Origin of the sequence: Klebsiella sp. V115_8 (genome assembly GCF_029967715.1) — a bacterium.
GTDB classification, from domain to species: Bacteria; Pseudomonadota; Gammaproteobacteria; order Enterobacterales; family Enterobacteriaceae; genus Klebsiella; species Klebsiella quasipneumoniae.
The window spans coordinates 233,898-257,530 of record NZ_JASCAR010000001.1 but is presented as its reverse complement, the minus strand read 5'-3'; the positions used below and the strand labels follow the sequence as shown (position 1 = coordinate 257,530).

Sequence of the window (23,633 nt, the reverse complement as noted above, 5' to 3'; positions counted from 1 at the left end):
ATTATTATTGTTTGTATTTGTGCAATCAAGCGAAAAGGTGATCTGTTCAGCGCGAGGGGGTGGAGAGGTGTTTCCCGCGAGCCGCAGAATGGCCCTGCGCGGGACGGTCGTGACCAGGGAGACCACTTCACCCCTACCGATTTTGGTAGGGGGAAGCGGAACAGCGTCAGGAGCCGGTCTTTTGCGGTGCCGCAGGGGCGGGGTCGTTAGCGGCGGGTTTGTCCTGTGGTGAAGGCGTTGTCGCCGGACGGGTGGCGGGCAGCGCATCGCAGGGTTTCTCCTGCGGGCAGATCAGGTCCAGCATCTTAAGGGTGACGCCGTTGGTCCAGCCAAAACCGTCCTGCAGTGGATATTCCCCACCGCCGCCGCCGGTGCCGGTCGAACTCACATCATACTTCTCCACCAGCTTTTGTTTGCTGTCATAGGTATGCTGCACGTTGGTCAGGAAACGCCAGCTGACCTCCATGGCGATCTTCTGCTGGCCATAGTTTTGCAGCCCCTCGACGGCCACCCACTGCAGCGGCGCCCAGCCGTTGGGGGCGTCCCACTGCTGGCCGCTGTTGACGGTGGTGGTGGTCAGCCCGCCGGGTTTGAGCAGCCGCGACTCGGCGGCTGCCGCCACTTTCGTCGCCCGCTCGCGTGACGCGGCATTGACGTACAGCGGGAACAGCGCCGCGGCGGTCAGCTGATTGCGCACCTTGTGGCTTTTCAGATCGTAATCGGCGTACCACCCCTCTTTTTCATTCCACAGGTATTTCTCGATAGCCTGCTGGCGGGTGTTGGCCAGCGCATCGTACCGCGTAGCGCCGGCGCTGTCCCCCGCAGCTTTACTGGCGCGGGAGAGGGTTTTCTCCAGATGGAACATCAGGGCATTGAGATCGACCGGAACAATCGAGGTGGTGCGAATGGTGGCAAGCTGCTGCGGATTGTCCATCCAGCGGGAGCTGAAATCCCAGCCGGAAGCGGCGGCGGAGCGCAGGTCGCGATAGATCTCGGTGGCCGGACGATTCGGGTTGCTTTTGGCGGTTTTGACGTCGTCAAGCCAGGACTCGGGGCGCGGGGTGTCGTTATCGTCCCAGTAGCGGTTGAGCAGCGCGCCATCGGCCATCCGCACCGCCCGTTTGTCGGCGCTGCCGGGAGCCAGCGCGTCCGCCCCTGCCATCCAGTAGCGATACTCTTTCTCCAGCTGCGGCTGGTAGGTTTTCAGCACCTGGTCGCCATCGTGCGTCGCCAGCAGGCTTACCATAAAGGAGAAGAAGGGGGGCTGCGAACGGCTGAGGTAATAGGTGCGGTTACCGTTGGGGATATGGCCCCAGGTGTCAATTTCCGCGGCGAAGTTGGCGACCATATCTTCGACTTTATCCCAGTGACCGCTTTCGGCAAGACCCAGCATGGTGAAATAGCTGTCCCAGTAATAGACTTCGCGAAAGCGTCCTCCGGGGACCACGTAGGGCTTAGGCAGCGGCAGCAGCGAGTCCCACTTTTCCACCTCGACGGTGCTGCGGGTCAGGACCGGCCACAGGCCGTCGATATGCTGACGCAGGGTTTGCCCTTTGGGCGGCACATAGGTGTCGTTCTCTTTCGGCAGCGTGAAGTTCAGCTCGACGAAGTGGCGCAGGTCGAAGCTGGCCTGGTTTTTTTGCATCCGGTAATCGGCAAGGATCATCAGCGGATCGCTGTTAGGGATCGCGTCGGCGAAGGTTTTTTGATCGGCAAAGAGCTTCGCGCTCTGGACATCATTGAACAACGGGCCCAGCAGAATATCCGGCGAGGGTGGCGGCGCAGTTTTGCCGTCTTCCGCCTGGACATTCAGGCTCATCAGGGCGAGCAGGGCGCCGCCGATCGCCAGGCGCAGGGAACAGGGCAAAGCAGCGGGACGATGTGCATCAGTACTCGTCATGGGGAGTTCTCCTTATCATTATCGACTGCGGGCCACGACGTTTGGCCATCCAAAAACCTTAGACGAATATCTGCCGCTGCGCGTGTCAGGGGTAACATTTTGCGCGAAAACAGAGGATTTACCTGCCTGGTTTTCTGCTACAACCGCCGGCAACGCGATTAGGCTTACCGGCAAGCCAACGCGCCCGGGCCACTGGCCACGGCGCGCTGGAGGCGAATACCAGCGGATCGAGAAGGGCTGTGAGGCCCGGCCTGCGGCACACTGGCTGACGGCGCTGGCGTCCACCATGGCGCAAAAATCGTCGCCCTGCCTCACGACGGTGCAACCGCAGCCGGGCGCAGGCGGCCATTGTGGCGATTTTTTGCACAATCAGACGGCGGGTCAGAACCGATTTGCACAACGCCGCGGCGGCGGATGACCTGGCATAATTAATGCTTATCTCTTAACGGGATTACCACAAAGTGAGTACAACCGGAGGAGACGGCCATGATAAAAATAACGCTTCCTGACGGGCATTATTATGACGAGATGCTGACCGCCCAGGGTGAACAGCGGCCGCACTATAATGCCTGGTGGCAATGGTTTCGCAACACCGATCAATTCTCTATCCGGCAGAAAAAAGCGCAAGCGGAACTGCTCTTTCACCGTATCGGCATCACTTTTAACGTTTACGGCGAGGATGAAGGGACCGAGCGGCTGATCCCGTTTGACAGCGTGCCGCGGATCATCCCCGCCGGGGAGTGGCAGCGCATTGACCGCGGTATACGCCAGCGGGTGAAAGCGCTGAACGCTTTCCTCTATGACATCTATCATGAGCAGAATATCCTGCGTGCGGGGCTGATCCCGGCCGAACAGGTGCTGGCCAACGAGCAGTATCAGCCGTGCATGCAGGGCATCAACCTGCCAAACAACACCTATGCCCATATCACCGGCGTCGATATGGTGCGCAATAACGACGGACAGTACTACGTGCTGGAGGATAATCTGCGCACGCCGTCCGGCGTCTCCTACATGCTCGAAAACCGTAAGATGATGATGCGCCTCTATCCGGAGATGTTCGAGCAGCATCACATTGCGCCGGTGGAGCGCTACCCGAGCTACCTCCTGCAGACCCTGCGCGAAAGTTCGCTGGCGGATGATCCCTGCGTCGTGGTGATGACGCCGGGTCGCTTCAACAGCGCCTACTTCGAGCACAGCTTCCTGGCGCAGCAGATGGGGGTTGAGCTGGTGGAAAGCGCCGACCTGTTTATTAAAAACGGCGCGGTGTATATGCGCACCACCGAGGGGCCGCGGCGGGTGGATGTGATTTATCGCCGCATCGATGACGCCTGGCTCGACCCGCTGGCCTTCCGCGCCGATTCGATGCTCGGCGTACCGGGGCTGCTGTCCGTTTATCGCGCCGGCGGCGTGGTGCTGGCCAACGCCATCGGCACCGGGGTGGCCGACGACAAATCGATCTACCCGTACGTCCCGGAGATGATCCGCTTTTACCTCGGCGAACAGCCGATCCTCAGCAATATCCCCACCTGGCAGTGCCGGAAAGCGGAGGACCTGCGCTACGTGCTGAGCAATCTGGAGCTGATGGTGGTCAAGGAGGTTCATGGCGCCGGGGGCTACGGCATGCTGGTCGGCCCGCGTTCCACCAAAGAGGAGCGGGAGGCCTTCCGCCAGCGCCTGCTGGCCAATCCGGCCAACTATATCGCCCAGGACACCCTCGCGCTGTCGACCTGCCCGACCTTCGTTGATGAAGGGCTGTCGCCGCGGCATATCGATTTACGCCCCTACGTGCTGTCCGGGCAGGAGATGCGGCTGGTGCCTGGCGGCCTGACCCGCGTGGCGCTGACCGAAGGGTCGCTGGTGGTCAACTCGTCGCAGGGCGGCGGAACCAAGGATACCTGGGTGATGGAGGATGACGCATCATGCTAAGTCGTACGGCGAGTGAACTGTTCTGGATGGCCCGCTATCTTGAGCGGGCGGAGAGCTACGCCCGGGTGCTGGACGTAACCTGGAAATTATCAATGATCCCCCGCCACAGTCAGCAATCGCGGGATCTGGCGCTGCCGCTGAATTTGTCGATGACCCACGAGCTGTTTCAGGCGCGCCACGCCCGCTTTACCATGAGCAATCTGCTCAACTTTTTTGCCCTCGATGGCAACAACCCCTGCAGTATTTACAGCTGCGTGGAGATGGCGTGGAACAACGCGCACGCGGTGCGCGGCAGTCTGTCGGCCGAAGTGTGGGAGAGCATCAATGCCACCCGCATCGAGCTGCGAACCCTCCGCCAGCAGGGGCTGGGCGAGCTGGGGAGCGACGGCTTTTTCGAGTGGGTGAAAGAGCGGGTGCATCTGTTTCGCGGGGCGGTGATTGGCACGCTGCTGCGCAACGACGCCCTGAGCTTTATCGGTATCGGCACGCTGATCGAGCGTGCGTTCGCCACCACCCAGCTGCTGCTGATTAAGGATCAACAGCTGACCAACGATCCGGACCCGGTGCGCGAATACTACCGGCTGGATACCCTGCTCAATGCGGTCAGCGCCCGCGAAGCATACAACAGCCTCTACCGCCAGCCGGTCAGTCGCGAAACGGTGATGGAGCTGCTGATCCTGCGTAACGATATTCCACGTTCGCTGCGCGCCAGCATTGCCGACCTGGTGGGCGAACTGGAGAAGATCGCCAACGATCGCTCCTATCAGCCGTTGCGCCTCGCCCATCAGCTCAACGTTGACCTGCGCTTCAGCACCCGTGACGACCTGGCGCAGGCGGACCTGCAGACCACGCTTAACGGACTGCTGGCGAGAATTAACGCCCTGTCCGACAGCATCAGACAAACCTATCTGGAGGCCTTATGAAACTGGTCATCGATCATCTCACCCGCTACGGCTACGATGAAGAAGTGAAGTTTTCCACCCAGTATCTGCGCCTGACGCCGCGCAGCACCGGACGGCAGACCATCACCGCCTGGACGCTGACCCTGCCGGACGGCGCGGCGGTGACCACCACCGACGGCTGGGGCAATGTGCTGCATGTGCTGACGCTGGATAACCCGCACAAAGAGATCACCATCCGCGCCAGCGGGATTGTCGATATCGCCGACGAGGGGGAAGAGACGCGTGATGAAGAGGCCGAGCTGCTGTCGCCGCTGGTTTTTCTGCGCTCTACGCCGCTGACCCGCGCCGATACGGCGATCCGCGAGTTTGCCCAGCGCCTCTATCGTCCCGATGCGGCGGAAGAGAGTTTGAATCAACTGATGGCGGATCTGCTGTTAAGAATGCCATACTCCCCCGGCGCGACCCAGGTGCAGGACTCCGCTGCCGACGCCTTCGCCCGGGCGAAGGGAGTGTGCCAGGATCATACCCATGTTTTTCTCGCCTGCTGCCGGGCGCTGGAGATCCCGGCGCGCTACGTCAGCGGCTATGTCTACAGCGATAACGCCCAGCATGTGGCGATGCATGCCTGGGCGGAAGTGTGGCTCGACGGCCGCTGGCTGTCGTTTGATATCACCAATAATACCCGTCGTCTGAATCAGCATCTGCGGCTGGCGACCGGGCTGGATTATCTCGACGCCTGCCCGGTACGGGGCACCCGGTTGGGCGGCGGCGGGGAGATTATGTTAACCAACGCTGAAGTGCGCGAACACAGCCAGCAGGCGCAGCAGCAATAATACGGGAATAACCGCAATGACCTACTGTGTGGCCATGTGCCTGGCGGATGGACTGGTGTTTGCTTCCGACTCCCGCACCAACGCGGGCGTCGACCATATTGCCACTTTTAAAAAGCTGCACGTTTTCCATCAGGAAGGGGAACGGGTGCTGGTGCTGCAATCCGCCGGCAACCTGGCCACCACCCAGAGCGTGATAAGCCTGCTCAGCGCGCGGATCCGTACCCAGCAGGAGCCGAACCTGATGCAGGTAACTTCCCTCTACGACGCCGCCATGCTGATCGGGAAAACGCTGCTGGAGGTGATCCAGCGCGACAGCAGCAACCAGCAAAACTGCAGTAACACCAACTTCAACTGCAACCTGCTGCTTGGCGGCCAGATCGCCGGCGAAACCCATCGTCTGTTCCATATTTATCCGGAGGGTAACTTTATTGAAGCCACCCGCGACACGCCTTATTTTCAGATTGGCGAAAGCAAGTACGGCAAGCCGATCATCGATCGGGTGCTGACCATCGATACGCCGCTGGAGCAGGCGATGTGCTGCGCGTTGATCTCCATTGACTCGACGCTGCGCAGTAATCTGTCCGTCGGTCTGCCGCTGGATACGCTGCTCTACCGCAGCGGCAGCCTGAGCAGCGCCGGGCAGCATCGCATCACCGACAGCGATCCCTACTTCAACCGCATCCGCAAGGCGTGGTCGGAAGGGCTGTTGCACACCTTCCGGACTCTGCCGGCCTGGACGCCAGCGGAGCGGGAAGAGGAGTAGCCCTGGAACACGACCTCGCCCGGAGCCCGGCCACACGGATGATGACCGGCTCCCTTCGCCCTTAGCGCGTCTCCGCCAGCCGCTCGCCGCTGGCGGCATCAAACAGATGCAGGTTTTCGCGGCGGAGAGTCAGCCCCAACGTCTGCTGCGCCGCGACCGCCACCCTGCCGGCAACCTGCACATGCACCGGAAAACCCTGCCAGTCGAGATGCAGCAGGGTGGATTCCCCCGTCACCTCCATGATGTTTACCGTTGCCGGCGCGCCATGCGCATCCGGCAGAATATCCTGCGAGCGCAGACCGACAATCAGCGGGGCATCGCCCTGCTGCGCCACGGCCTGATGCCAGCGTTCGGCCAGCGGAAACCACAGCGCACCGCAGGCGACGCCGGGCTGGCCGTCGCGCACGGCGCGCTGACCGGGCAGGAGATTCATCGGCGGGGAGCCGATAAAGCGGGCGACGAAGGTATTGCAGGGCCGGTCGTAAATGGCCAGCGGCGCCCCCTGCTGGACGATCTGCCCGTCGCGCATCACCACAATCTGATCGGCAAGGGTCATCGCCTCCACCTGGTCATGGGTGACATAGATCATGGTGGTATTGATACGCTGGTGAAGGGATTTGATCTCCGCGCGCAGCTCCATCCGCAGCTGGGCGTCAAGGTTCGACAGCGGCTCATCGAACAGGAAAACCTGGGGGTTTCTGACCATGGCCCGGCCCATCGCCACCCGCTGGCGCTGGCCGCCGGAGAGCGCACGCGGATAGCGAGCCAGCAGTTTATCAATCCCCAGCAGGCTGGCGACCTGCTGCACTTTGCTTTTCTGTAACTGCTTATCCACCTTTTTGACCTGCATATGAAAGGCGAGATTTTCCGCCACCGTCAGGTGGGGGTAGAGCGCGTAGCTCTGAAAGACCATCGCCACATCGCGGTCGGCCGGATCCAGATCGTTGACCGGCCGCTTGTTCATCAGAATGGTGCCGCCGGAAAGCGTTTCGAGACCGGCCAGCAGGCGCAGCAGGGTCGACTTGCCGCAGCCGGAAGGGCCCACCAGTACGGTAAAGCTGCCGTCGGGGATGGTGAGGTCCAGAGGCTGGAGCACCGTCTGTTTGCCGTAGCGCTTGGCGACATCGATCAGTTCAACACTGGCCATCGGTGGCCTCCTCAAGGTGATGTTGCAGGGTATGCCAGTCGGGATAGCGGCGCGGGGAGGTGCCGATCGCCTGCGCGGCGACGGTATTTCCCCAGCGCAGCGCGGCCGCCGCAGGTTTGCCGCTCAGCAGTGCGGCAAGAAATCCTGCGTTAAAGCTGTCACCAGCGCCGATGGTATCGATCACGGTGACTGGCCGGGTCGGCGCATGGTGATGGCCGTCGGTCGTCCAGCAGTCCGCGCCGTCGGCGCCGCGCTTTACCACGCACCCGCCGCGGCCGCTGAGCCGTGCCGCCAGGACTGCGGCGGCTGCGGCGAGGGTCGGGTGGCCGGCCAGCTGCAGGGTTTCAACGTCGTTGAGCAACAGCCAGTCGCAGTCGCCCAGCCAGCGGTCGACCTCATGACGCAGCGGGTCGCTCCAGCCCTGAGGCGGCCAGCCGGTATCGACGGCAAGGGTAAACCCGCGCTGGCGGAGCGAGGCGAGCAGCTGCGGATAGTCGGACAGCAGCCCGGTACAGAGAAAGGTACCGCAGAGCAACACGATATCGCCCTCGCCAGCGGCGGCCGGCAGCTGGCTCAGCACATCCCCGGCGGTCAGGCGGGTAATATGTCCATGGTTGCTGAGGAAGGAGCGCTCTTTGTTGGGATGGGTGATCGCCACCGTCAGTGAGGTTTCACAGGGATACTGCGGCCAGCGATCGCTGCCGCCGGGAAACTGTGCCGCCAGCCACGGAGTAAACGCGTCGTCGCCCTGGCAGCCGACCGCGCAGTGCGGAAGCTGCATGGCGGCGGCGGCCAGCGCGCAGTTGCCGGCAGAGCCGCCGGGCCGCAGCGCGCTGTGCTCGAGCATCATCTCAGTCCCCTGGGCAGGCCAGTGGATCAGGGTTCCCATCACTAAATCAATATTGTAATTGCCCACGATATAGAGCACAGGTGTCCTGGTGTTATCCATAGTTATCCTTTACTTCCCCCGTTGGTGAGGCCGCTGACCAGCGATTTTTGCAACCAGATAGCAATCAACAGCGGAGGGACTGAGGCCAGTATGCCGACCGCCGCCACCAGCCCGTCATCGGTGGCGCGGCCAGCGGTGAAGCCGGCGATGGTCACCGGCAGCGTTTGGGCGGCGAGGTTGCTGGTGAACAGTAGCGCATAGAAAAACTCGTCCCACGCCAGCAGCCAGCCGAACAGCGCGGCGGCGCCAAGCATCGGTTTCGCCAGCGGTAGAGTAATGCGCAGCAGGACCTGCCAGATGCGCAGACCGTCAAGCCGGGCCGCCTGTTCGATATCCTGCGGCAGGGTATCGAACTGGTTTTTGACCATCCACGTCAGAAACGGCACGATCAGCGAGCAGTAGACCAGCACCAGCCCGCTGCGGGTGTTGAGCAGGCCAAAGTGTTCAAGAATAAAATAGAGCGGCAGCACAAAGGCCACGGGCGGCACCATATAGATGCCGAGGCCGGCGTACAGCCAGCCGTCGCGGCCGGGATAACGCGAAAAGCTGAAGGCGGCAGGGATCGCCAGCAACAACGACACCAGCGTCGCCCCGGCGGCCACCAGCAGGCTGTTGCCCAGCGCGGGAAGAAACAGCGCCCCGGGTTCGCCAGGGGCCAGCGACAGCAGATGGCCATAGCGGCTGAAGTCCCACTGCCGCGGGAGCCACTCCAGCGGGACGCGGGTGAGATCCGCGGTGGTGCTGACGCTCATCAAAAACAGCCACAGCATCGGGGCGAGGATCGAGATCGCCACCGCCAGCGCCGCCAGGTAACGCAGTACGATGTACCCTTTACGCTTCATCATCAATACTCCGGCGCCGCTGACGCAGCAGCAAAAACAGATACAGGGCTATCAGCACGGCGCACATCAGGCTCATCAGCATGGCGTAGGCCGCGCCGCTGCCGGCGCGCAGGTAGCTGAAGGACTCCTGATAGACAAAAAAGCTCAGCGTTTTGGTGCTGTCGAGTGGGCCGCCGCGGGTCATAACATAGATAATGTCGAACACTTTGAAGGCATCGATGGTGCGTAGCACCAGCGCGACGCCAAGGGGACCCACAATGGCCGGAAAGGTAATGGCGCGAAAACGCCGCCAGGCCGAGGCGCCGTCGAGCCGCGCCGCCTCGTACAGATCGTCGGGAACAGACTGCAGGGCGGCCAGCACCAGCAGGGTGACCAGCGGGTAGTTTTTCCAGATATCCGCCAGCATCACCGCGTGCAGCGCAGAATCCGGCGAGCCCAGCCAGCTGCGATAGCTGTCAATCAGCCCCAGCTGGCTGAGCAGAGCATTAACGCTGCCGTAGTCGGGATTAAAGTTAAGCCGCCACATCATGGCGTTGACGATAGTCGGCAACGCCCACGGCAGGATCACCAGCACCCGCAGGACATTTCGCCCGACAAAACGCTGATTCAACAACAGCGCCACCAGTACGCCGATCGCACCCTCAATCGCCACCGAGACCACGGTGAAATAGAGCGTTCGCGCGAAGGCCGCGCGAAAGTCCGGGTCGGTCAGGGCATAAAGATAATTATCCAGCCAGACGTAGTGGGTCGCCTCGCCGCTTCCGGCCAGCGCGGTATCGGTAAAACTCAGCCACAGCGTGCGCGCCAGCGGCCATGCGGTGAGGATAAACATCGCGATAAGCATGGGCGCTAACAGCACCCATGCCTGACGATGCTCGCGTCGTTGCAGACTCAGCATCATGCCTCCTTAACGCAGACGGGCCGCGCTGGTGTCGACCGCCTTGAGGGCGACGTCGGGCGTGGCTTTACCCTGCAGTACCGACTGAAGCTGCTGTTGCAGGGTGTTTGACAGGCGCGAGTAATCTGCCGTTTCGGGACGAGAGAGCATCACGTTCAACGACTTGTCGGCGGCGGCGATCAGGCTCTCCTGGCCTTTGGCAACGGCAGGATCCTGGTACGAGGCTTTCCACACCGGCAAGCTCAGTTTGGCATACTTGTCCTGTACCGGCTGGGAGGTCAGATAGTGAATATACTGCCAGGCCTCTTCCGGATGCTGACTGGCTTTGGCGATGCCCAGGCCCATTGAACCGTTGACGGCGCCGGGTTTATCCGGGGTATCGCCTGGGGCGGGGACAATGCCAACATCACCTGCGACTTTACTCTGTTTCGGATCGTTGGCCATGTTGTACATATAGGTCCAGTTGAGCGCAAAGGCGGCGTCGCCATTGGAGAAAGCCTTACGCACATCCTCCTCAAGGTATTCACGTGATGCCGGGTTGCTCAGCCCCTGATCGAGCGAGGTTTTCATCAGCGTGACCGCTTTCAGCGAGGCGGGCGTCGAAAAATCGAGCTTGCCGTTCTGGTAAAAGCTCCCGCCGAAGCCGGAGACGAGGGTGGTGTAATCGCAGACCAGCGCTTCCGCTTGCGACCAGCTCCAGACCAGAGGATATTTGACGATCCCTTTGTCCTTAAGCACTTTGGCGTCGTCCATCACCTGCTGCCAGCTGGCAGGCGGCGTTTTGATCCCCGCTTTGTCCAGCATGGCTTTGTTGTAGTACAGATATTTGGTGTCGAGGATCCACGGCATGCCGAGGGTTTTGCCTTGATACACCACGGTATTCATCGCCCCGGGGAAAATCTTCTCGCGCTCGTCGGCGGCAATCCGTGAGGAGACATCCTGCAGCAGATCGAAGCGGCTAAACTCCGCCGGCCAGATCGCGTCGAACAGCACCACGTCGTAGCCGTTACCCCCTGCGCCGCGGGCGGCGACGATCTTGTCGTGCAGCGCTTCATAGGGGACGAATTCGAGATTGACCTTCACGTCAGGGTGTTGCTTTTCGAAGTCACTGGTCATCGCGCGAATGTCGTTTTCGCTATAGGCCGCCTGGGTCATGAACAGGGCATTAATCTGGGTCGCTGCGCTGACGCTCCCGCTGATAACGAGCATCGCCAGCAGACAGGCGTTGACCCGTAGTGCGCTGTGGTATTTCATCTTTGCTCTCCGCTGTGCTGTACTGAAAGGGGTTATGATTTATTAAATCAATTTGATTGATTTAATCAGGGCGACAATATCGGCAACATCTCCCGAGTGGTCCCAGCACTAAGCGTAGCAAAGGGTATGCCATCGCGAAGACCCGCCTGCGCGGGTCGTTGTCAGATCTGTGATGCCGGCTAAAATTTCACCAGTCCAGCCTGGAAGGGAAACGATGAAAACATCAGGTACAAACCTTGAACATGCCCGGGTGCATAACCGCCGGGTGATCATTGAGGCGGTGCGTTTACATGGCGAGCTGACCCGCGCCGAGCTGGCGCGGCTGACCGCGCTGACCCCGCAAACCGTGTCGAATATTGTGGCGGAGCTGGAGCAGATGGATCTCCTGACCAGCCACCAACCGCGGCGCGCCAGCGGCCGTGGACAGCCAGCGGTGCCGGTGAGCCTCAATCCCGCCAGCGCCTGGTCAATTGGCATCCATCTCGATCATCAGACGTTGATTGTGGTGCTGGTGGACCTGGCCGGCGAGGTCCATTTTCGCCGACTCATTCTGGTGCAAAAGCCCCAGCCTGGTGCGACCTTTGCCCGCCTCGCTGAGGTGCTGGATGAGATCCGTGCGCTGCCGACGCTGGACTGGTCGCGGGTGCTGGGGATGGGGGTCGTGATGCCGGGGCCCTTTGGCGTGGAAGGGATCTCGTCGACGGGGCCCACGACGCTCAACGGCTGGGAAGGAATCGACGTAGCGGCGGAGCTCGGGCGACTCAGCGGCCTGCCGGTGACTCTCGAAAACGACGCCACGGTGGCCGCCATTGGCGAACGCTTTCACGGCGTGGCGCGGCAGCTCAACTCTTTTGTCTATCTCTATATTGGCACCGGTCTGGGCGCCGGTATTTTTACCGATGGTCATGTGTATACCGGCCATGCCCATAACGCCGGTGAGGTCGGGCATATCGTGGTCGCGCCGAACGGTCGCCCTTGCTATTGCGGGAATGAGGGATGCCTTGAGCGCTATGTTTCGCTGCAGGCGGCCTATGAGTTTTGCGGCCTCGACCCTTATCGCGCGCTGCCGGAAGATCTGCTGTCGGTGGACGCTGCGCTTTTCGACCAGTGGATCACCAGCATCCTGGCGCCGTTGCGTCAGGCGATCAATTTGCTGGAGTGCGTCTTCGATGCCGAGACGGTGGTGGTGGGCGGTATGATGCCCGCCCCCTTGCTGGAGAAAGTGCTGGCGCGGCTGCCGCCGCTGTATCAGTCTGTGCGCGGGCGTTACCTGCCGGCGCAGCGTGTCAAAATGGGGATGACCGGCACCGATACCGCCGCGCTGGGCGCCGCTGCGCTGCCAATCTTTGATGAATTTAATCCGCAGTTTCAGGTGTTGATGAAAGCGGTGAATACAAACGCGCTTTTTGGCAAAGCTAAGTAAATTAAATACTTTGTTATTTAACGTGTTATCTCACATCTTCGAAGGGAATGAGGCAACACGGCAAGGTATGGGAAGTGACGGAAAAGAAGACGGCTGTCTATGTGGATGACCAACAGCGCATCCTGATCCGCCAGCTGGCGCGCAGCTGGCTGTGGCGCAGCGAGCTGCCGACCTGGCTGCTGATTGTGACGGTATACGGCGGCTGGTTTGCCTGCGTGACGAGCTGGCGGACGCTGGGACTGTTTCCGGCCACGCTGCTGCTAATCTGGTTTACCGCCTGGTATATGTCCTTACAGCATGAGCTGATCCATGGGCATCCCACCCGGCTGGTATGGTTCAACCAGCTGCTGGGGACGCTGCCGCTGGCGGTCTGGTATCCCTACGGCGTCTACCGCGACAGCCATCTGGCGCACCATCGCAACCATCTGCTGACGCACCCCGAGGACGACCCCGAATCGTACTATGTGACGGCGGAAAGCTGGCAGCGCTTCTCTGCCTGGCAGCGCCGTCTTATCCACCTGCGCAATACCTTCTGGGGGCGTCTGCTGCTGGCGCCGCTGATGGATATCGTTCACACCCTGCGTAGCGCGCTGCGGGCTTTCCGCGCGGGCGACCGCCGCGCCATCGCCATGTGGAGCCTGCATCTGTTTCTGTTGACGGGTCTGCTGGCCTGGATGGCGGCGCAGGGTTTTTCCCCGCTGTGGTTTGTGCTGGCGGTGAGCTACCCGGCGCTGGCCCTGACCAAAGTGCGCTCTTTTCTCGAACACCGGGCCGCGGATGACCCGCTGGCCCGCTCGGTGATCAACGAGGCCGGGCTCCCCTGGCGGGTGCTGTTCCTCAATCTCAACTACCATGCGGTACACCATGACCTGCCAGGGGTCCCCTGGTACGCTTTACGTCGGCTGTATCTGCATCGCCAGGCGGCTTATCTGCAGCGTAATCAGGGGTTCCTGGTGCGCGGGTACGGTGAGTGGCGACGCCATTTTAGCCGCCGGGCGGTGGCGGTGAACGCCCATCCAGGCTTTGGCGAACAGGCGCAGGCGGGAGGAGAACATGGCTGAACGTATGACCTTTCCTATGTATGCCATCCACCGACAACAGACCCAGGCCCTGTGGCTGGCGGTGCAGTCGCTGCTGGCTGAACGCGGCGTGAGGGTGGCGGAGGACCCTCCGGCGGCCGATCCCGAGGATCTGCTGGCCCACTGGCGCCAGCCGGGGCTGTTGCTGAGCCAGACCTGTGGCTATCCGCTGGTGACCCAGCTGCCGGAGGTGCAGACGGTGGGCTGCTTCCACTACGCCGCGCCCGGTTGCGAGGGGCGCCGCTACCGCAGCCTGCTGGTGGTTCGCGAAGCGGATAGTCACCGGATGCTGGCGGACTTTTTTGGCCGCCGCGCGGTGTGCAATGCCGAGCACTCGCAGTCTGGCTACAACGTGCTGCGCAAAATGGTCGCGCCGCTCTCCCGGCAGGGGCGATTTTTTTCGGCGGTGGTGTTCAGCGGCAGCCATCGGCAGTCGCTGCGCGAGCTGCAGCAGGAAAACGCCGATATCGCCGCCATCGACTGCGTGACCTACGCTCTGCTGCAGCGCCATCAGCCGCAGGCCCTGGCAGGCCTGGCGGCGATCGGCTGGAGCCCGGCCGCGCCAGGCCTGCCGCTGATCACCGCCGGCGCCACCCCGGCGGCGACGCTGAACAGCCTGCGCGAGGCGCTCCAGCAGCTGGTGAGCGATGCGCGCTATCGTCGCCTGTGCGACGCCTTGCTGATCTGCGGCTATAGCGATATGTCGCGGGAGGCCTATGCTCCGCTGCTGGCGTGGCGGGATGAGGCCGCGGCGCTGGGGGTCAGTCAGCTGTAGGTAAAATGCCCCGGCCAGCGATCTGCGCCGGGGCGGGCCATGGCAAGCTACGGCGTCGGCGGTAACGCGGGGCGGGACGGGGCGGTGAAGCGGTTTTCCACCGCCGGCAGACCGAGCTTTTCACGCAGGGTGCCGGGCGGATAGCGGTCGCGCATGACGCCGTTACGCTGCAGAAGCGGCACCACCTGGTCAATAAAGCGGTCAAAGTCTCCCGGCAGCAGCGGGAACATCAGGTTGAACCCATCGGCGGCGCCCGCCTGCCAGGTCTCCGTTAAGGTGGCGGCAATCTCCTCGGCGCTGCCCAGCAGCAGCCAGCTATCAGAACTCTGTAATAACAACTTCCCCAACTCCAGCAGGGTGAGCTGCGGATCGTACTGGCGGATAAGCTTCAGCGCGGTACGGATGCCGTCAAAGCTCTCCTCATCGGGGAGCGGCGGCAGAGGTTGGTCCCGCGGCAGGGCGCTGAGATCCATTCGAAGATAAGAGGAGAGCAGATCGATAGCCATCTGGTCGCTCATGAGCTGCTCGTTAAGCTGCTGGCGGGCCGCCTTCTCCTCGCCGGAGTTCACCACCACCGGCAGGACCCCGGCGATGATTTTGAAATGGGCCGGATCGCGCCCGTGCTGGCGCAGCCGCTGGTTCATCTCTTCGCGATAGGCCAGCCCCTCGGCGACCGAATGAATAAACACGAAGTGCATATCAGACCAGGCGGCGGCCAGCGCTTTTCCCGCCTCCGAAGAGCCGGCCTGCACCAGCAGCGGATGGCCCTGCGGCGGGCGAGGTACGTTGAGCGGGCCGCGGACGCGGAAGTACTCGCCCTGATAGTCGAGGTGATGCACCTTGTCGGCATCGGCGAAGACTCCGCGCGCTTTATCAAAGATTGCCGCGCCATCTTCCCAGGAATCCCACAGGCGAGTGACCACGTCGATGAATTCATTGGCCCGCTGGTAGCGGGTGCCGTGGCGGGGAAGCTGCTCCAGACCGAAGTTTGCCGCTTCTTCTTCCAGCCATGACGTCACCACATTCCAGCTTGCCCGGCCATTGCTGAGGAAATCCAGCGAGGCAAAGTACCGGGCGAGATTATAGGGTTCGTTATAGGAGGTCGACGCGGTGGCCATCAGGCCGATATGCTCCGTTACCGCGGCGAGGGCGGAGAGCAGCGTCAGTGGTTCAAGCCGGGCGTTGGCATAGTGGCTCAGGCCGCTGGGCACCGTATCCCACACCGCGATATGGTCGGCGACAAAGATAGCGTCCAGGGTCGCCGCTTCGGCCTTACGCGCCAGGCTGGCGTAATAGTCGAGGGTAAATATGTCCGCTTCAGGCGCGTCAGGGTGGCGCCAGGAGAAACGGTAATCCCCCTGTGGGTTATAAAAGAAGAGGTTCAGGATCATGTGTCGGTTAGACATAGCGTAGACTCGCGGCTGAACGCCATCCGTGGCGGGGTGACGGTCAGTGTTGGGATAGGTTGGCATTAACCCACTGTTCGGCGACGGCCGCCGGATCTTTATGCTGGAGATCCACCTGCTGGTTGAGGGCAATCAGCGTGGCATTGTCCAGTTTGCCGGAGACCTCATTGAGCACGGCGCCTATCTCCGGCGTCAGACTGGCTTTGCGCACCAGCGGCACGACGTTCTGACTCGGTTGTTCATGTTTATCATCCTCGAGGACCACCCATTTCTCCTTCGCCAGATTGCCCTGGGTGGAGACGACCGTCGCGACGTCGATTTTGCCCGAATTGAGCGCCAGCCGGGTGAGCGGCCCACCCATGTCCAGCGATTTCACCGCTTTGAACTCAAGACCATAGACGCGCTTCAGCCCCGGCAGGCCGAGGGCACGTACCGCCAGCTCTGGCGGTCCGCCGATCACCAGCTGCGGGGCGACGGGCTTCAGGTCGGAGAGGGTGCGCAGATGGTATTTCTCCGCGGTCTCGGCACGTACCGCCCAGGCGGTGATCGAGGTGGCCGGGGCCGGGTTCAGCAGGGTGAAATCGGCGGGCAGGGCCTGGGCCAGCTCTGCGCTGACGTCCTGCTGGCTGGTGGCCTCGGTTTTGCCGTTATAGAAATTGAGCAGGGCGCCAAGATATTCCGGAACGATATCGATCTCACCGCTCTGCAGCGCCGGAATAATAATTTCCCGGTTGCCGAGGTTGAGACGGGTGTTGGCCTCAATATGATTTTTCTTTAGCGCGCTGGCGTAGATGTTGGCGAGAATAGAGCTTTCGGTAAAGTTGGCCCCGCCCACGGTGACGCCGGCGGCAAAGGTGTTAACGCTCAGACTGAAGAGCCCGGCGGCCAGCAGCGAGAGACGAAATCGACGGGCGGTGACGGCCTTGCCAAATAATTGCTTCATAATACCTCTTGTATTTTCAGGTTAATCAGCGCCAGGCGCTGAGGGTAATGTCAGGTACACGCTAATAAGGCGCGGCAATTCGGCGGTGGGTCAGGCATCCGGCGCAGCGGGCGAAAAGCAGTTCGCCGCCTATCGCCAGCAGGGAAACCACCAGCGAGCCGCCGATCACCTGCGGGATATCCCGCTGCCCGAGGCCATCGATCAGAAAACGTCCCAGCCCGCCCAGGCCGGCATAGGCTGCGACTACCGCCGTGGCGATAAGCTGGACCAGCGCGGTGCGCATCCCGGCGAGGATCAGCGGCGCCGCCAGCGGGATCCGCAGCTGCCACAGGCTTTGCCAGGGGGTCATACCCAGCGCGATGGCCGCATCGCACAGCGGGCGGTCGGCGTGATAAATCCCCACCCAGGTGTTAGTGAGAATGGGCGGAATAGAAAGCGCGATCAGCGCCGCCAGCACCGGGATATCGTTAAAGCCAAAAACGATGATGCATAACAAGATCAGCCCTAACGAAGGGATGGCGCGGCCAAGATTAAACAGGTTGATCACCACGAAGGCGCCTTTGCGCCAGTAACCAAGGGCGATGCCGAGCGGCAGGGCAATGGCGCAGGCAACGGCCATGCTGACCAGCACGTAATAAAGGTGTTGGCCCAGGCGCAGCAGGATGCCATCGTCGCCCAGCCAGTGCTCCGGCTGGGTTAACCAGTGAAAGGTGGCGAGAAGCAGCGTCATCATTTCGTCCACGGCGTTAGCCAGTCGCCGAGACGGGCAATCAGCCCGTCAAAGACCAGCGAAAGTACAAGACTGAGGACCAGGCTGACGACAATCGGTGTCAGAAAGTCCTGATTAAAGCCCGCCATCAGCAACTGCCCGAGCCCGCCCTGACCGATCAGCGCGGTGACAGTGACCAGGCCGACCAGCGTCACCGAGGCAATGCGCAGCCCGGCAAACAGAGAGGGCAGCAGCAGCCACAGCTCGATATCGAAGAAGCGGAAACCGCGGGTGTAGCCGAGCGCCCGCGCCGACTCCAGCGCCGCCTGCGGCAGCTTCTCCATGCCGGCCAGCACGTTGCGCAGCAGGATCAACAGCGAGTACAGCGTCAGGCCAATCAGCGAGGTGGTCAGCGACAGCCCGGTAAACGGCAGCAATAAAATAAACAGCGCCAGCGAGGGAATGGTAAACAGCACGCCGCAGAGGGTGATGAGCGGCTGCGCCGTCGCGGGCCAGCGCAGGGTAATGGCTAACAGGCCGCCGGTGAGCAGGGAGCCGAAAAACAGCGCCAGCAGGACCATCCGCGCATGCTGCCAGAGAAGATCGCCGATCATCGCGCGGTTATCGATAACCCAGCCCCAGTCAATCATGAGGTCTCACCCCCACCGCGCCGTCGAGCACCTGCTGCAGCAGGGCGTGGGACACCGCCCCCTGGTATTGTCCTTCGCTATCCACATGCACCAGCACGCCGGTCGCCACGTCGAGCAGCGCGCTGTAGGCGAAACGCAGGCTGTGGCTGCTGGCGAGCGGGCGCTCCACCGGCAGGGTGAGACCGTGTTGCGGATCGAACCAGTGCAGCGGACGTCGCTGGCGGTCAAGCACCAGGCGCAGCGGGCTGGCCAGCGGTGGATGGGCGCTGGCGATCGGCGTCAGCGCTTCGTCGAGCAGGGGGACATCGTGACGCGGCAGCTGGCCGACCTGAATCATACCCAGCCGTTTCAGATTGGGCTCCGGGCCGATAAAGCGGCGCACGAACTCGCTCGCCGGGTGGGCCAGAATACGGTCGGGGGTATCAAACTGCGCCAGCACGCCGCCTTCCTGGAAAATGGCGATTTTATCGCCGAGGCGGATCGCTTCATTGATGTCGTGGGTCACTAATACAATGGTTTTCTGCAGCCGCTGCTGCAACAGCAACAGCTCGTCCTGGAGGCGTTCACGGACCACCGGGTCGATGGCGGCGAAGGGCTCATCCATCAGTAAAATCGGCGGATCGGCGGCGATGGCGCGGGCGATGGCCACGCGTCCCTGCTGGCCGCCGGAGAGCTGATGCGGATAGCGGTGCAGCAGATGGCTGTCGAGCGACATCAGCGCTACCAGTTCGTCAATGCGCGCGCTGATGCGCGCTTTGCTCCAGCCCGCCAGCCGCGGCACGGTGGCGATATTTTGCGCCACGGTACGATGGGGAAAGAGCGCGGCGCTTTGCATCACGAAGCCGATCTGGCGGCGGACCTGGATAATATCAGCGTCAGCGAGGCGGACGCCCTGAATATAGACGTCGCCGCTGTCGGGAATATCCAGCTGGTTGATCATCCGCAGGATGGTGGTTTTTCCGCAGCCGCTCGGGCCGACGAAAGTGCAGAATTCGCCATGATCAATATCCAGACTGAGGTCGCGAATGGCCGGCTGGGCGCTGCCTGAATAGGTTTTGAAAAGATGCGCTAATTTTATCATGGCGGAATTCAACACTCTGAATAATAAAGTCCTGACCCGGAAAAAGTGGCGCCGGGATCCTGGCTCAAACTACAGAGCGCCTGCGGGGAGGGCAAATACGTTATTTGCATTTGCATAGTGAAAAGCTGGTTAATCAGTTGCGGTGGAAGAGAGGCCGGGAGGTTGTTTTATGGATTTGTGATCGGCAACACAAATGACTGCCTGCCAGGCGCCGCAAAAGATAAATTGCCAGGGTTGATTTTAATCAAAGTATGACCGCCTGCGATATGGCGGAAAAAGCCGCCCCCTCCGCCGCACAAGAAAAACAAGATTGTGAATTTAATGTTTCTTTGATGTAAATAATGCCTGCGCCTTTTTCCCGCCCGCCGCCGATAAAATGTGATGCCAAACCGACTTGTCGTTAAATAATGGCGTTGATTATGTCCGCTTTTTATTCTTTACAGCATTAATTTAATTTTCGCCTTTTTTATCGCCCTGACGGCGCGGGTCAAATAGCGTACAAAAAGCGTATTTTTATCGCCATTTTGCCGTCGATGTTATCGCCATCAATTATTTTTATCCCCGCATTCGGTTACGGCAATAAACGCGCAAACGACGTTCACTATGATTTTAATGCATTGATTTTAAATGGATTATTCTGGGTGGGGAATCCTGCTAATCGGCCACGGCGGAGCCTTTGTGAGAGCTCTCACATAACCCGCTAATCGCGATTTGTTACACTTTCCGCCGTCAACAAAGGAATGAAAGTGAGACGTGATGAATACTTTTTCTCTGCCTAAAACTCAGCATCTGGTGGTTTTCCAGGAAGTGATCCGCAGCGGGTCTATCGGGGCCGGAGCAAAAGCGTTAGGACTCACACAGCCGGCGGTCAGTAAAATCATTGGCGACATGGAAAGCTATTTTGGCAGCGAATTAATCGTCCGGCGAAATACCGGCGTCTCGCTCACCGAGGCCGGGCAGGTATTTCTGAACTGGTCAGAGGCGATCACCCGGGAAATGAAAAATATGGTCAATGAAATGAATGCGTTGACCAACAGCACGGTGGTGGATGTCTCCTTTGGTTTTCCCTCGCTGGTGGGGTTTACCTTTATGTCGGAGATGGTGCATCAGTTCAAAATGACCTTCCCCAAGGCGCGGGTATCGATGTATGAGGCGCAGCTCTCTGCCTTCTTGCCGGCGATCCGCGACGGGCGCCTCGACTTCGCCATCGGGACGCTGAGCGATGAGATGAAGCTGCAGGACCTGCACGTCGAGCCGCTGTTTGAGTCTGAGTTTGTGCTGGTGGCGAACCGGGCGCGGATCGGCAACGGCACCGTCCGCCTGGCCTCGCTCCAGCACGAGCAGTGGGTGCTGCCGGAGACCAATATGGGCTACTACAGCGAACTGCTGACCACCCTGCAGCGCAGCGGCATCCGCCGTGAAAATATCGTCAATACCGATTCGGTGGTGACGATCTATAACCTGGTGCTCAATGCCGATTTTTTGACGGTCATTCCCTGCGACATGACCACGCCGTTCGGCTCGAGCCAGTTTGTCACCATCCCCATTAAAGAGGCCTTGCCGGTGGCGCGCTATGCGGCGGTGTGGTCGAAAAATTATCGGCTGAAAACCGCGGCGGCGTCGCTGGTGGAGATGGCGAAACAGTATTCATCGGGGCAGGGCAACCGCCACTGGCAGCCAATAGAAATTGCCTGACTGATATTAATTAAATAATCCAACAACCATCCTCGCTGTTGTCAGCAGGATGACGCCCGGTCATTGACTTTATATTAAGATACAGAGGCCATAATGCATATTACCTACGATCTTCCGGTATCCATTGACGATATTCTCGAAGCGAAGCAACGCCTGGCAGGAAAAATATATAAAACGGGTATGCCGCGGTCGAATTATTTTAGCGAACGCTGTAAGGGTGAAATATTTCTTAAATTCGAAAATATGCAGCGCACGGGTTCATTTAAAATTCGCGGCGCCTTTAATAAGCTCAGCGGGTTAACCGCGGCGGAAAAACGCAAAGGGGTGGTGGCCTGCTCAGCGGGCAACCACGCCCAGGGCGTCTCGCTCTCCTGCGCCATGCTCGGCATTGACGGGAAAGTGGTGATGCCGAAAGGGGCGCCGAAATCGAAAGTCGCCGCCACCTGCGATTATTCAGCGGAGGTGGTGCTGCATGGCGATAATTTTAACGATACCCTCGCCAAAGCCAGCGATATTGTTGAACTTGAGCGCCGTATCTTTATTCCCCCCTATGACGACCCGCAGGTTATTGCCGGGCAGGGCACCATCGGTCTCGAAATATTAGAAGATCTGTATGACGTGGATAATGTCATCGTGCCGATTGGCGGCGGTGGCTTAATTGCCGGCATCGCGATTGCGATTAAATCCATTAACCCGACGATCCGTATTATCGGCGTGCAGTCGGAGAATGTTCACGGTATGGCCGCCTCCTGGTACGCCGGAGAGATCACCAGCCATCGCCACGCCGGCACTTTAGCCGATGGCTGCGATGTCGCCCGCCCGGGGAAACTGACCTATGAAATCGCCCGCCAGCTGGTGGATGACATCGTCCTCGTCAGTGAGGACGACATTCGCCAGAGCATGGTCGCCTTAATTCAGCGCAATAAAGTGATCACCGAAGGGGCCGGAGCGTTGGCCTGCGCCGCGTTATTAAGCGGCAAATTAGACAGCTATATCCAGAACCGCAAAACGGTCAGCCTGATTTCCGGCGGCAATATCGATCTCTCGCGGGTATCGCAAATTACCGGTTTTGTTGACGCTTAATTCAATACATAAGTGAGGACAGGATATGAGTACGACTGAGAGTATTGCATCCAGCCAGACAAGCCTTTCGTCCTGGCGTAAATCCGACACCACCTGGACCCTGGGCCTGTTTGGTACCGCCATCGGCGCCGGGGTGCTGTTTTTCCCTATCCGCGCCGGCTTCGGCGGGCTGATCCCGATCCTGGTGATGCTGGTGCTGGCCTATCCCATCGCCTTCTATTGCCACCGGGCGCTGGCGCGGCTGTGCCTGTCGGGGGCTAACCCCTCCGGCAATATCACCGAAACGGTGGAAGAGCATTTTGGCAAAACCGGCGGGGTGGTGATCACCTTTCTGTACTTCTTCGCCATCTGCCCGCTGCTGTGGATTTATGGCGTGACGATCACCAATACCTTCATGACCTTCTGGGAGAACCAGCTGCAGATGCCGGCCCTCAACCGCGGAGTGGTGGCGCTGCTCCTGCTGCTGCTGATGGCGTTTGTCATCTGGTTTGGCAAAGACCTGATGGTCAAGGTGATGAGCTATCTGGTGTGGCCGTTTATCGCCAGCCTGGTGGTAATCTCCCTGTCTCTGATCCCTTACTGGAATAGCGCGGTGATTGATCAGGTGAACCTCAGCGATATCGCCTTAACCGGTCACGACGGCATTCTGGTGACAGTGTGGCTGGGCATCTCCATTATGGTGTTCTCCTTTAACTTCTCGCCGATCGTCTCCTCGTTTGTGGTCTCCAAACGCGAAGAGTATGAAGCGCAGTTTGGCCGGGAGTATACCGAACACAAATGCTCGCAGATCATCTCCCGGGCCAGCATGCTGATGGTGGCGGTGGTGATGTTCTTCGCCTTCAGCTGCCTGTTTACCCTCTCGCCGCAGAACATGGCGGACGCCAAGGCGCAGAATATCCCGGTGCTCTCCTATCTGGCGAACCACTTTGCCTTGATGTCGGGCGCCAAATCCACCTTTGCCACCCTGCTGGAGTATGGCGCGTCGATCATCGCCCTGGTGGCCATCTTCAAATCGTTCTTCGGCCACTATCTTGGCACCCTGGAGGGGCTGAACGGTTTGATCCTGCGCTTCGGCTATAAAGGGGATAAAACCCGGGTCTCCAGCGGCAAGCTCAATACCCTGAGCATGGTGTTCATCATGGGCTCGACCTGGGTGGTGGCCTATGCCAACCCCAATATCCTCGACCTGATTGAGGCCATGGGCGCGCCGATTATCGCCTCGCTGCTGTGCCTGCTGCCGATGTACGCCATTCGTAAAGCGCCTTCGCTGGCCAAATACCGTGGCCGTCTCGATAACCTCTTTGTGACCGCCATTGGTCTGCTGACCATCCTCAATATCGTTTACAAACTGTTCTAATCCGGCTCAGGCCACGCG

Annotated in this window: 21 protein-coding genes and 1 pseudogene; 10 read left to right on the top strand and 12 right to left on the bottom strand. The window is 60.5% G+C overall.

All coding sequences use genetic code 11. From position 1 onward, the window contains the following. Positions 1 to 166 precede the first annotated feature (166 nt). Positions 167 to 1,900, bottom strand: a complete 1,734-nt coding sequence (locus QLG03_RS01215) for an alpha,alpha-trehalase (RefSeq protein ID WP_255987908.1) — start codon at positions 1,898 to 1,900, stop codon at positions 167 to 169. Positions 1,901 to 2,386: 486 nt separating this feature from the next. Here QLG03_RS01215 and QLG03_RS01210 point away from each other — a divergent pair, with 486 nt between their 5' ends. The 4 genes from QLG03_RS01210 to QLG03_RS01195 are packed head-to-tail and all read left to right on the top strand — an operon-like array spanning position 2,387 to position 6,324. Continuing rightward, positions 2,387 to 3,826, top strand: a complete 1,440-nt coding sequence (locus tag QLG03_RS01210; protein ID WP_255987906.1) for a circularly permuted type 2 ATP-grasp protein — start codon at positions 2,387 to 2,389, stop codon at positions 3,824 to 3,826. Then, entirely contained in the window at positions 3,820 to 4,749 is a 930-nt protein-coding gene (locus QLG03_RS01205) for an alpha-E domain-containing protein (RefSeq protein ID WP_002910835.1), read from the top strand. Before QLG03_RS01210 ends, QLG03_RS01205 begins: the two co-directional genes overlap by 7 nt. After that, entirely contained in the window at positions 4,746 to 5,561 is an 816-nt protein-coding gene (locus QLG03_RS01200; protein ID WP_004203291.1) for a transglutaminase family protein, read from the top strand. Before QLG03_RS01205 ends, QLG03_RS01200 begins: the two co-directional genes overlap by 4 nt. A gap of 16 nt (positions 5,562 to 5,577) precedes the next feature. Then, positions 5,578 to 6,324: a proteasome-type protease gene (locus tag QLG03_RS01195; protein ID WP_023290198.1), complete on the top strand. Its 747-nt coding sequence runs from the start codon at positions 5,578 to 5,580 to the stop codon at positions 6,322 to 6,324. A gap of 61 nt (positions 6,325 to 6,385) precedes the next feature. Here the strand turns inward: QLG03_RS01195 and ugpC are convergent, their stop codons facing one another. The 5 genes from ugpC to QLG03_RS01170 are packed head-to-tail and all read right to left on the bottom strand — an operon-like array spanning position 6,386 to position 11,414. Continuing rightward, the gene (ugpC, locus tag QLG03_RS01190; protein WP_117129013.1) at positions 6,386 to 7,471 is read right to left on the bottom strand and encodes a sn-glycerol-3-phosphate ABC transporter ATP-binding protein UgpC; all 1,086 of its coding nucleotides are present in this window, start codon (positions 7,469 to 7,471) and stop codon (positions 6,386 to 6,388) included. Continuing rightward, a complete protein-coding gene (locus QLG03_RS01185) occupies positions 7,458 to 8,420 on the bottom strand; it encodes a carbohydrate kinase family protein (protein WP_048297796.1) in 963 nt (320 codons plus the stop codon). The genes ugpC and QLG03_RS01185 overlap by 14 nt, the downstream gene beginning before the upstream one ends. Positions 8,421 to 8,422: 2 nt before the next feature. Next, the gene (locus QLG03_RS01180) at positions 8,423 to 9,262 is read right to left on the bottom strand and encodes a carbohydrate ABC transporter permease (protein ID WP_008804323.1); all 840 of its coding nucleotides are present in this window, start codon (positions 9,260 to 9,262) and stop codon (positions 8,423 to 8,425) included. Then, positions 9,252 to 10,160, bottom strand: coding sequence for a sugar ABC transporter permease (locus QLG03_RS01175; RefSeq protein ID WP_017899871.1), 909 nt, complete (start codon positions 10,158 to 10,160; stop codon positions 9,252 to 9,254). Before QLG03_RS01175 ends, QLG03_RS01180 begins: the two co-directional genes overlap by 11 nt. Before the next feature lie 9 nt (positions 10,161 to 10,169). Then, the gene (locus QLG03_RS01170; RefSeq protein ID WP_008804325.1) at positions 10,170 to 11,414 is read right to left on the bottom strand and encodes an extracellular solute-binding protein; all 1,245 of its coding nucleotides are present in this window, start codon (positions 11,412 to 11,414) and stop codon (positions 10,170 to 10,172) included. 214 nt (positions 11,415 to 11,628) lie between these two features. Between QLG03_RS01170 and QLG03_RS01165 the strand changes: the two genes are divergently transcribed. The 3 genes from QLG03_RS01165 to QLG03_RS01155 all read left to right on the top strand — a co-directional run bounded on the left by QLG03_RS01165 (position 11,629) and on the right by QLG03_RS01155 (position 14,691). After that, positions 11,629 to 12,837 (top strand): ROK family transcriptional regulator, encoded by a 1,209-nt coding sequence (locus tag QLG03_RS01165; protein WP_048297795.1) that lies wholly within the window; start codon positions 11,629 to 11,631, stop codon positions 12,835 to 12,837. Positions 12,838 to 12,911: 74 nt separating this feature from the next. Further along, positions 12,912 to 13,898 (top strand): fatty acid desaturase, encoded by a 987-nt coding sequence (locus QLG03_RS01160; RefSeq protein ID WP_162543113.1) that lies wholly within the window; start codon positions 12,912 to 12,914, stop codon positions 13,896 to 13,898. Next, positions 13,891 to 14,691, top strand: coding sequence for a PhnD/SsuA/transferrin family substrate-binding protein (locus QLG03_RS01155; RefSeq protein WP_048335990.1), 801 nt, complete (start codon positions 13,891 to 13,893; stop codon positions 14,689 to 14,691). The genes QLG03_RS01160 and QLG03_RS01155 overlap by 8 nt, the downstream gene beginning before the upstream one ends. A 47-nt stretch (positions 14,692 to 14,738) precedes the next feature. Here the strand turns inward: QLG03_RS01155 and QLG03_RS01150 are convergent, their stop codons facing one another. The 6 genes and pseudogenes from QLG03_RS01150 to QLG03_RS01125 all read right to left on the bottom strand — a co-directional run bounded on the left by QLG03_RS01150 (position 14,739) and on the right by QLG03_RS01125 (position 20,039). Then, the gene (locus QLG03_RS01150; RefSeq protein WP_224252834.1) at positions 14,739 to 16,082 is read right to left on the bottom strand and encodes an LLM class flavin-dependent oxidoreductase; all 1,344 of its coding nucleotides are present in this window, start codon (positions 16,080 to 16,082) and stop codon (positions 14,739 to 14,741) included. Between the two features lie 58 nt (positions 16,083 to 16,140). Beyond that, positions 16,141 to 17,040: an ABC transporter substrate-binding protein gene (locus QLG03_RS01145; protein WP_023290194.1), complete on the bottom strand. Its 900-nt coding sequence runs from the start codon at positions 17,038 to 17,040 to the stop codon at positions 16,141 to 16,143. Between the two features lie 61 nt (positions 17,041 to 17,101). Continuing rightward, positions 17,102 to 17,770: an ABC transporter permease gene (locus QLG03_RS01140; RefSeq protein WP_072421522.1), complete on the bottom strand. Its 669-nt coding sequence runs from the start codon at positions 17,768 to 17,770 to the stop codon at positions 17,102 to 17,104. After that, positions 17,770 to 18,399, bottom strand: a complete 630-nt coding sequence (locus tag QLG03_RS01135; protein WP_023290192.1) for an ABC transporter permease subunit — start codon at positions 18,397 to 18,399, stop codon at positions 17,770 to 17,772. Before QLG03_RS01135 ends, QLG03_RS01140 begins: the two co-directional genes overlap by 1 nt. Next, entirely contained in the window at positions 18,392 to 19,480 is a 1,089-nt protein-coding gene (locus tag QLG03_RS01130) for an ABC transporter ATP-binding protein (protein ID WP_044523923.1), read from the bottom strand. The genes QLG03_RS01135 and QLG03_RS01130 overlap by 8 nt, the downstream gene beginning before the upstream one ends. A 437-nt stretch (positions 19,481 to 19,917) precedes the next feature. Continuing rightward, positions 19,918 to 20,039: pseudogene (locus tag QLG03_RS01125) on the bottom strand (hypothetical protein). A 197-nt stretch (positions 20,040 to 20,236) separates the two neighbouring features. Here QLG03_RS01125 and tdcA point away from each other — a divergent pair. The 3 genes from tdcA (at position 20,237) to tdcC (ending at position 23,615) form a co-directional block, all read left to right on the top strand. Further along, positions 20,237 to 21,175, top strand: a complete 939-nt coding sequence (gene tdcA, locus QLG03_RS01120) for a transcriptional regulator TdcA (protein WP_032453338.1) — start codon at positions 20,237 to 20,239, stop codon at positions 21,173 to 21,175. Positions 21,176 to 21,268: 93 nt separating this feature from the next. Then, a complete protein-coding gene (gene tdcB, locus QLG03_RS01115; protein WP_255987900.1) occupies positions 21,269 to 22,258 on the top strand; it encodes a bifunctional threonine ammonia-lyase/L-serine ammonia-lyase TdcB in 990 nt (329 codons plus the stop codon). 25 nt (positions 22,259 to 22,283) lie between these two features. Then, positions 22,284 to 23,615 carry a threonine/serine transporter TdcC gene (gene tdcC / locus QLG03_RS01110; RefSeq protein ID WP_255987899.1) on the top strand — a complete coding sequence of 444 codons (1,332 nt, stop codon included), beginning with the start codon at positions 22,284 to 22,286 and terminating at the stop codon, positions 23,613 to 23,615. The last annotated feature ends 18 nt before the right edge of the window (positions 23,616 to 23,633 follow it).

Excerpts from the sequence above, each read along its gene's own strand:
- QLG03_RS01215 (WP_255987908.1), bottom strand. The coding sequence starts at position 1,900 with ATGACGAGTACTGATGCACATCGTCCCGCTGCTTTGCCCTGTTCCCTG.
- QLG03_RS01210 (WP_255987906.1), top strand. The coding sequence starts at position 2,387 with ATGATAAAAATAACGCTTCCTGACGGGCATTATTATGACGAGATGCTG.
- QLG03_RS01205 (WP_002910835.1), top strand. The coding sequence starts at position 3,820 with ATGCTAAGTCGTACGGCGAGTGAACTGTTCTGGATGGCCCGCTATCTT.
- QLG03_RS01200 (WP_004203291.1), top strand. The coding sequence starts at position 4,746 with ATGAAACTGGTCATCGATCATCTCACCCGCTACGGCTACGATGAAGAA.
- QLG03_RS01195 (WP_023290198.1), top strand. The coding sequence starts at position 5,578 with ATGACCTACTGTGTGGCCATGTGCCTGGCGGATGGACTGGTGTTTGCT.
- ugpC (WP_117129013.1), bottom strand. The coding sequence starts at position 7,471 with ATGGCCAGTGTTGAACTGATCGATGTCGCCAAGCGCTACGGCAAACAG.
- QLG03_RS01185 (WP_048297796.1), bottom strand. The coding sequence starts at position 8,420 with ATGGATAACACCAGGACACCTGTGCTCTATATCGTGGGCAATTACAAT.
- QLG03_RS01180 (WP_008804323.1), bottom strand. The coding sequence starts at position 9,262 with ATGAAGCGTAAAGGGTACATCGTACTGCGTTACCTGGCGGCGCTGGCG.
- QLG03_RS01175 (WP_017899871.1), bottom strand. The coding sequence starts at position 10,160 with ATGCTGAGTCTGCAACGACGCGAGCATCGTCAGGCATGGGTGCTGTTA.
- QLG03_RS01170 (WP_008804325.1), bottom strand. The coding sequence starts at position 11,414 with ATGAAATACCACAGCGCACTACGGGTCAACGCCTGTCTGCTGGCGATG.
- QLG03_RS01165 (WP_048297795.1), top strand. The coding sequence starts at position 11,629 with ATGAAAACATCAGGTACAAACCTTGAACATGCCCGGGTGCATAACCGC.
- QLG03_RS01155 (WP_048335990.1), top strand. The coding sequence starts at position 13,891 with ATGGCTGAACGTATGACCTTTCCTATGTATGCCATCCACCGACAACAG.
- QLG03_RS01150 (WP_224252834.1), bottom strand. The coding sequence starts at position 16,082 with ATGATCCTGAACCTCTTCTTTTATAACCCACAGGGGGATTACCGTTTC.
- QLG03_RS01145 (WP_023290194.1), bottom strand. The coding sequence starts at position 17,040 with ATGAAGCAATTATTTGGCAAGGCCGTCACCGCCCGTCGATTTCGTCTC.
- QLG03_RS01140 (WP_072421522.1), bottom strand. The coding sequence starts at position 17,770 with ATGACGCTGCTTCTCGCCACCTTTCACTGGTTAACCCAGCCGGAGCAC.
- QLG03_RS01135 (WP_023290192.1), bottom strand. The coding sequence starts at position 18,399 with ATGATTGACTGGGGCTGGGTTATCGATAACCGCGCGATGATCGGCGAT.
- QLG03_RS01130 (WP_044523923.1), bottom strand. The coding sequence starts at position 19,480 with ATGATAAAATTAGCGCATCTTTTCAAAACCTATTCAGGCAGCGCCCAG.
- tdcA (WP_032453338.1), top strand. The coding sequence starts at position 20,237 with ATGAATACTTTTTCTCTGCCTAAAACTCAGCATCTGGTGGTTTTCCAG.
- tdcB (WP_255987900.1), top strand. The coding sequence starts at position 21,269 with ATGCATATTACCTACGATCTTCCGGTATCCATTGACGATATTCTCGAA.
- tdcC (WP_255987899.1), top strand. The coding sequence starts at position 22,284 with ATGAGTACGACTGAGAGTATTGCATCCAGCCAGACAAGCCTTTCGTCC.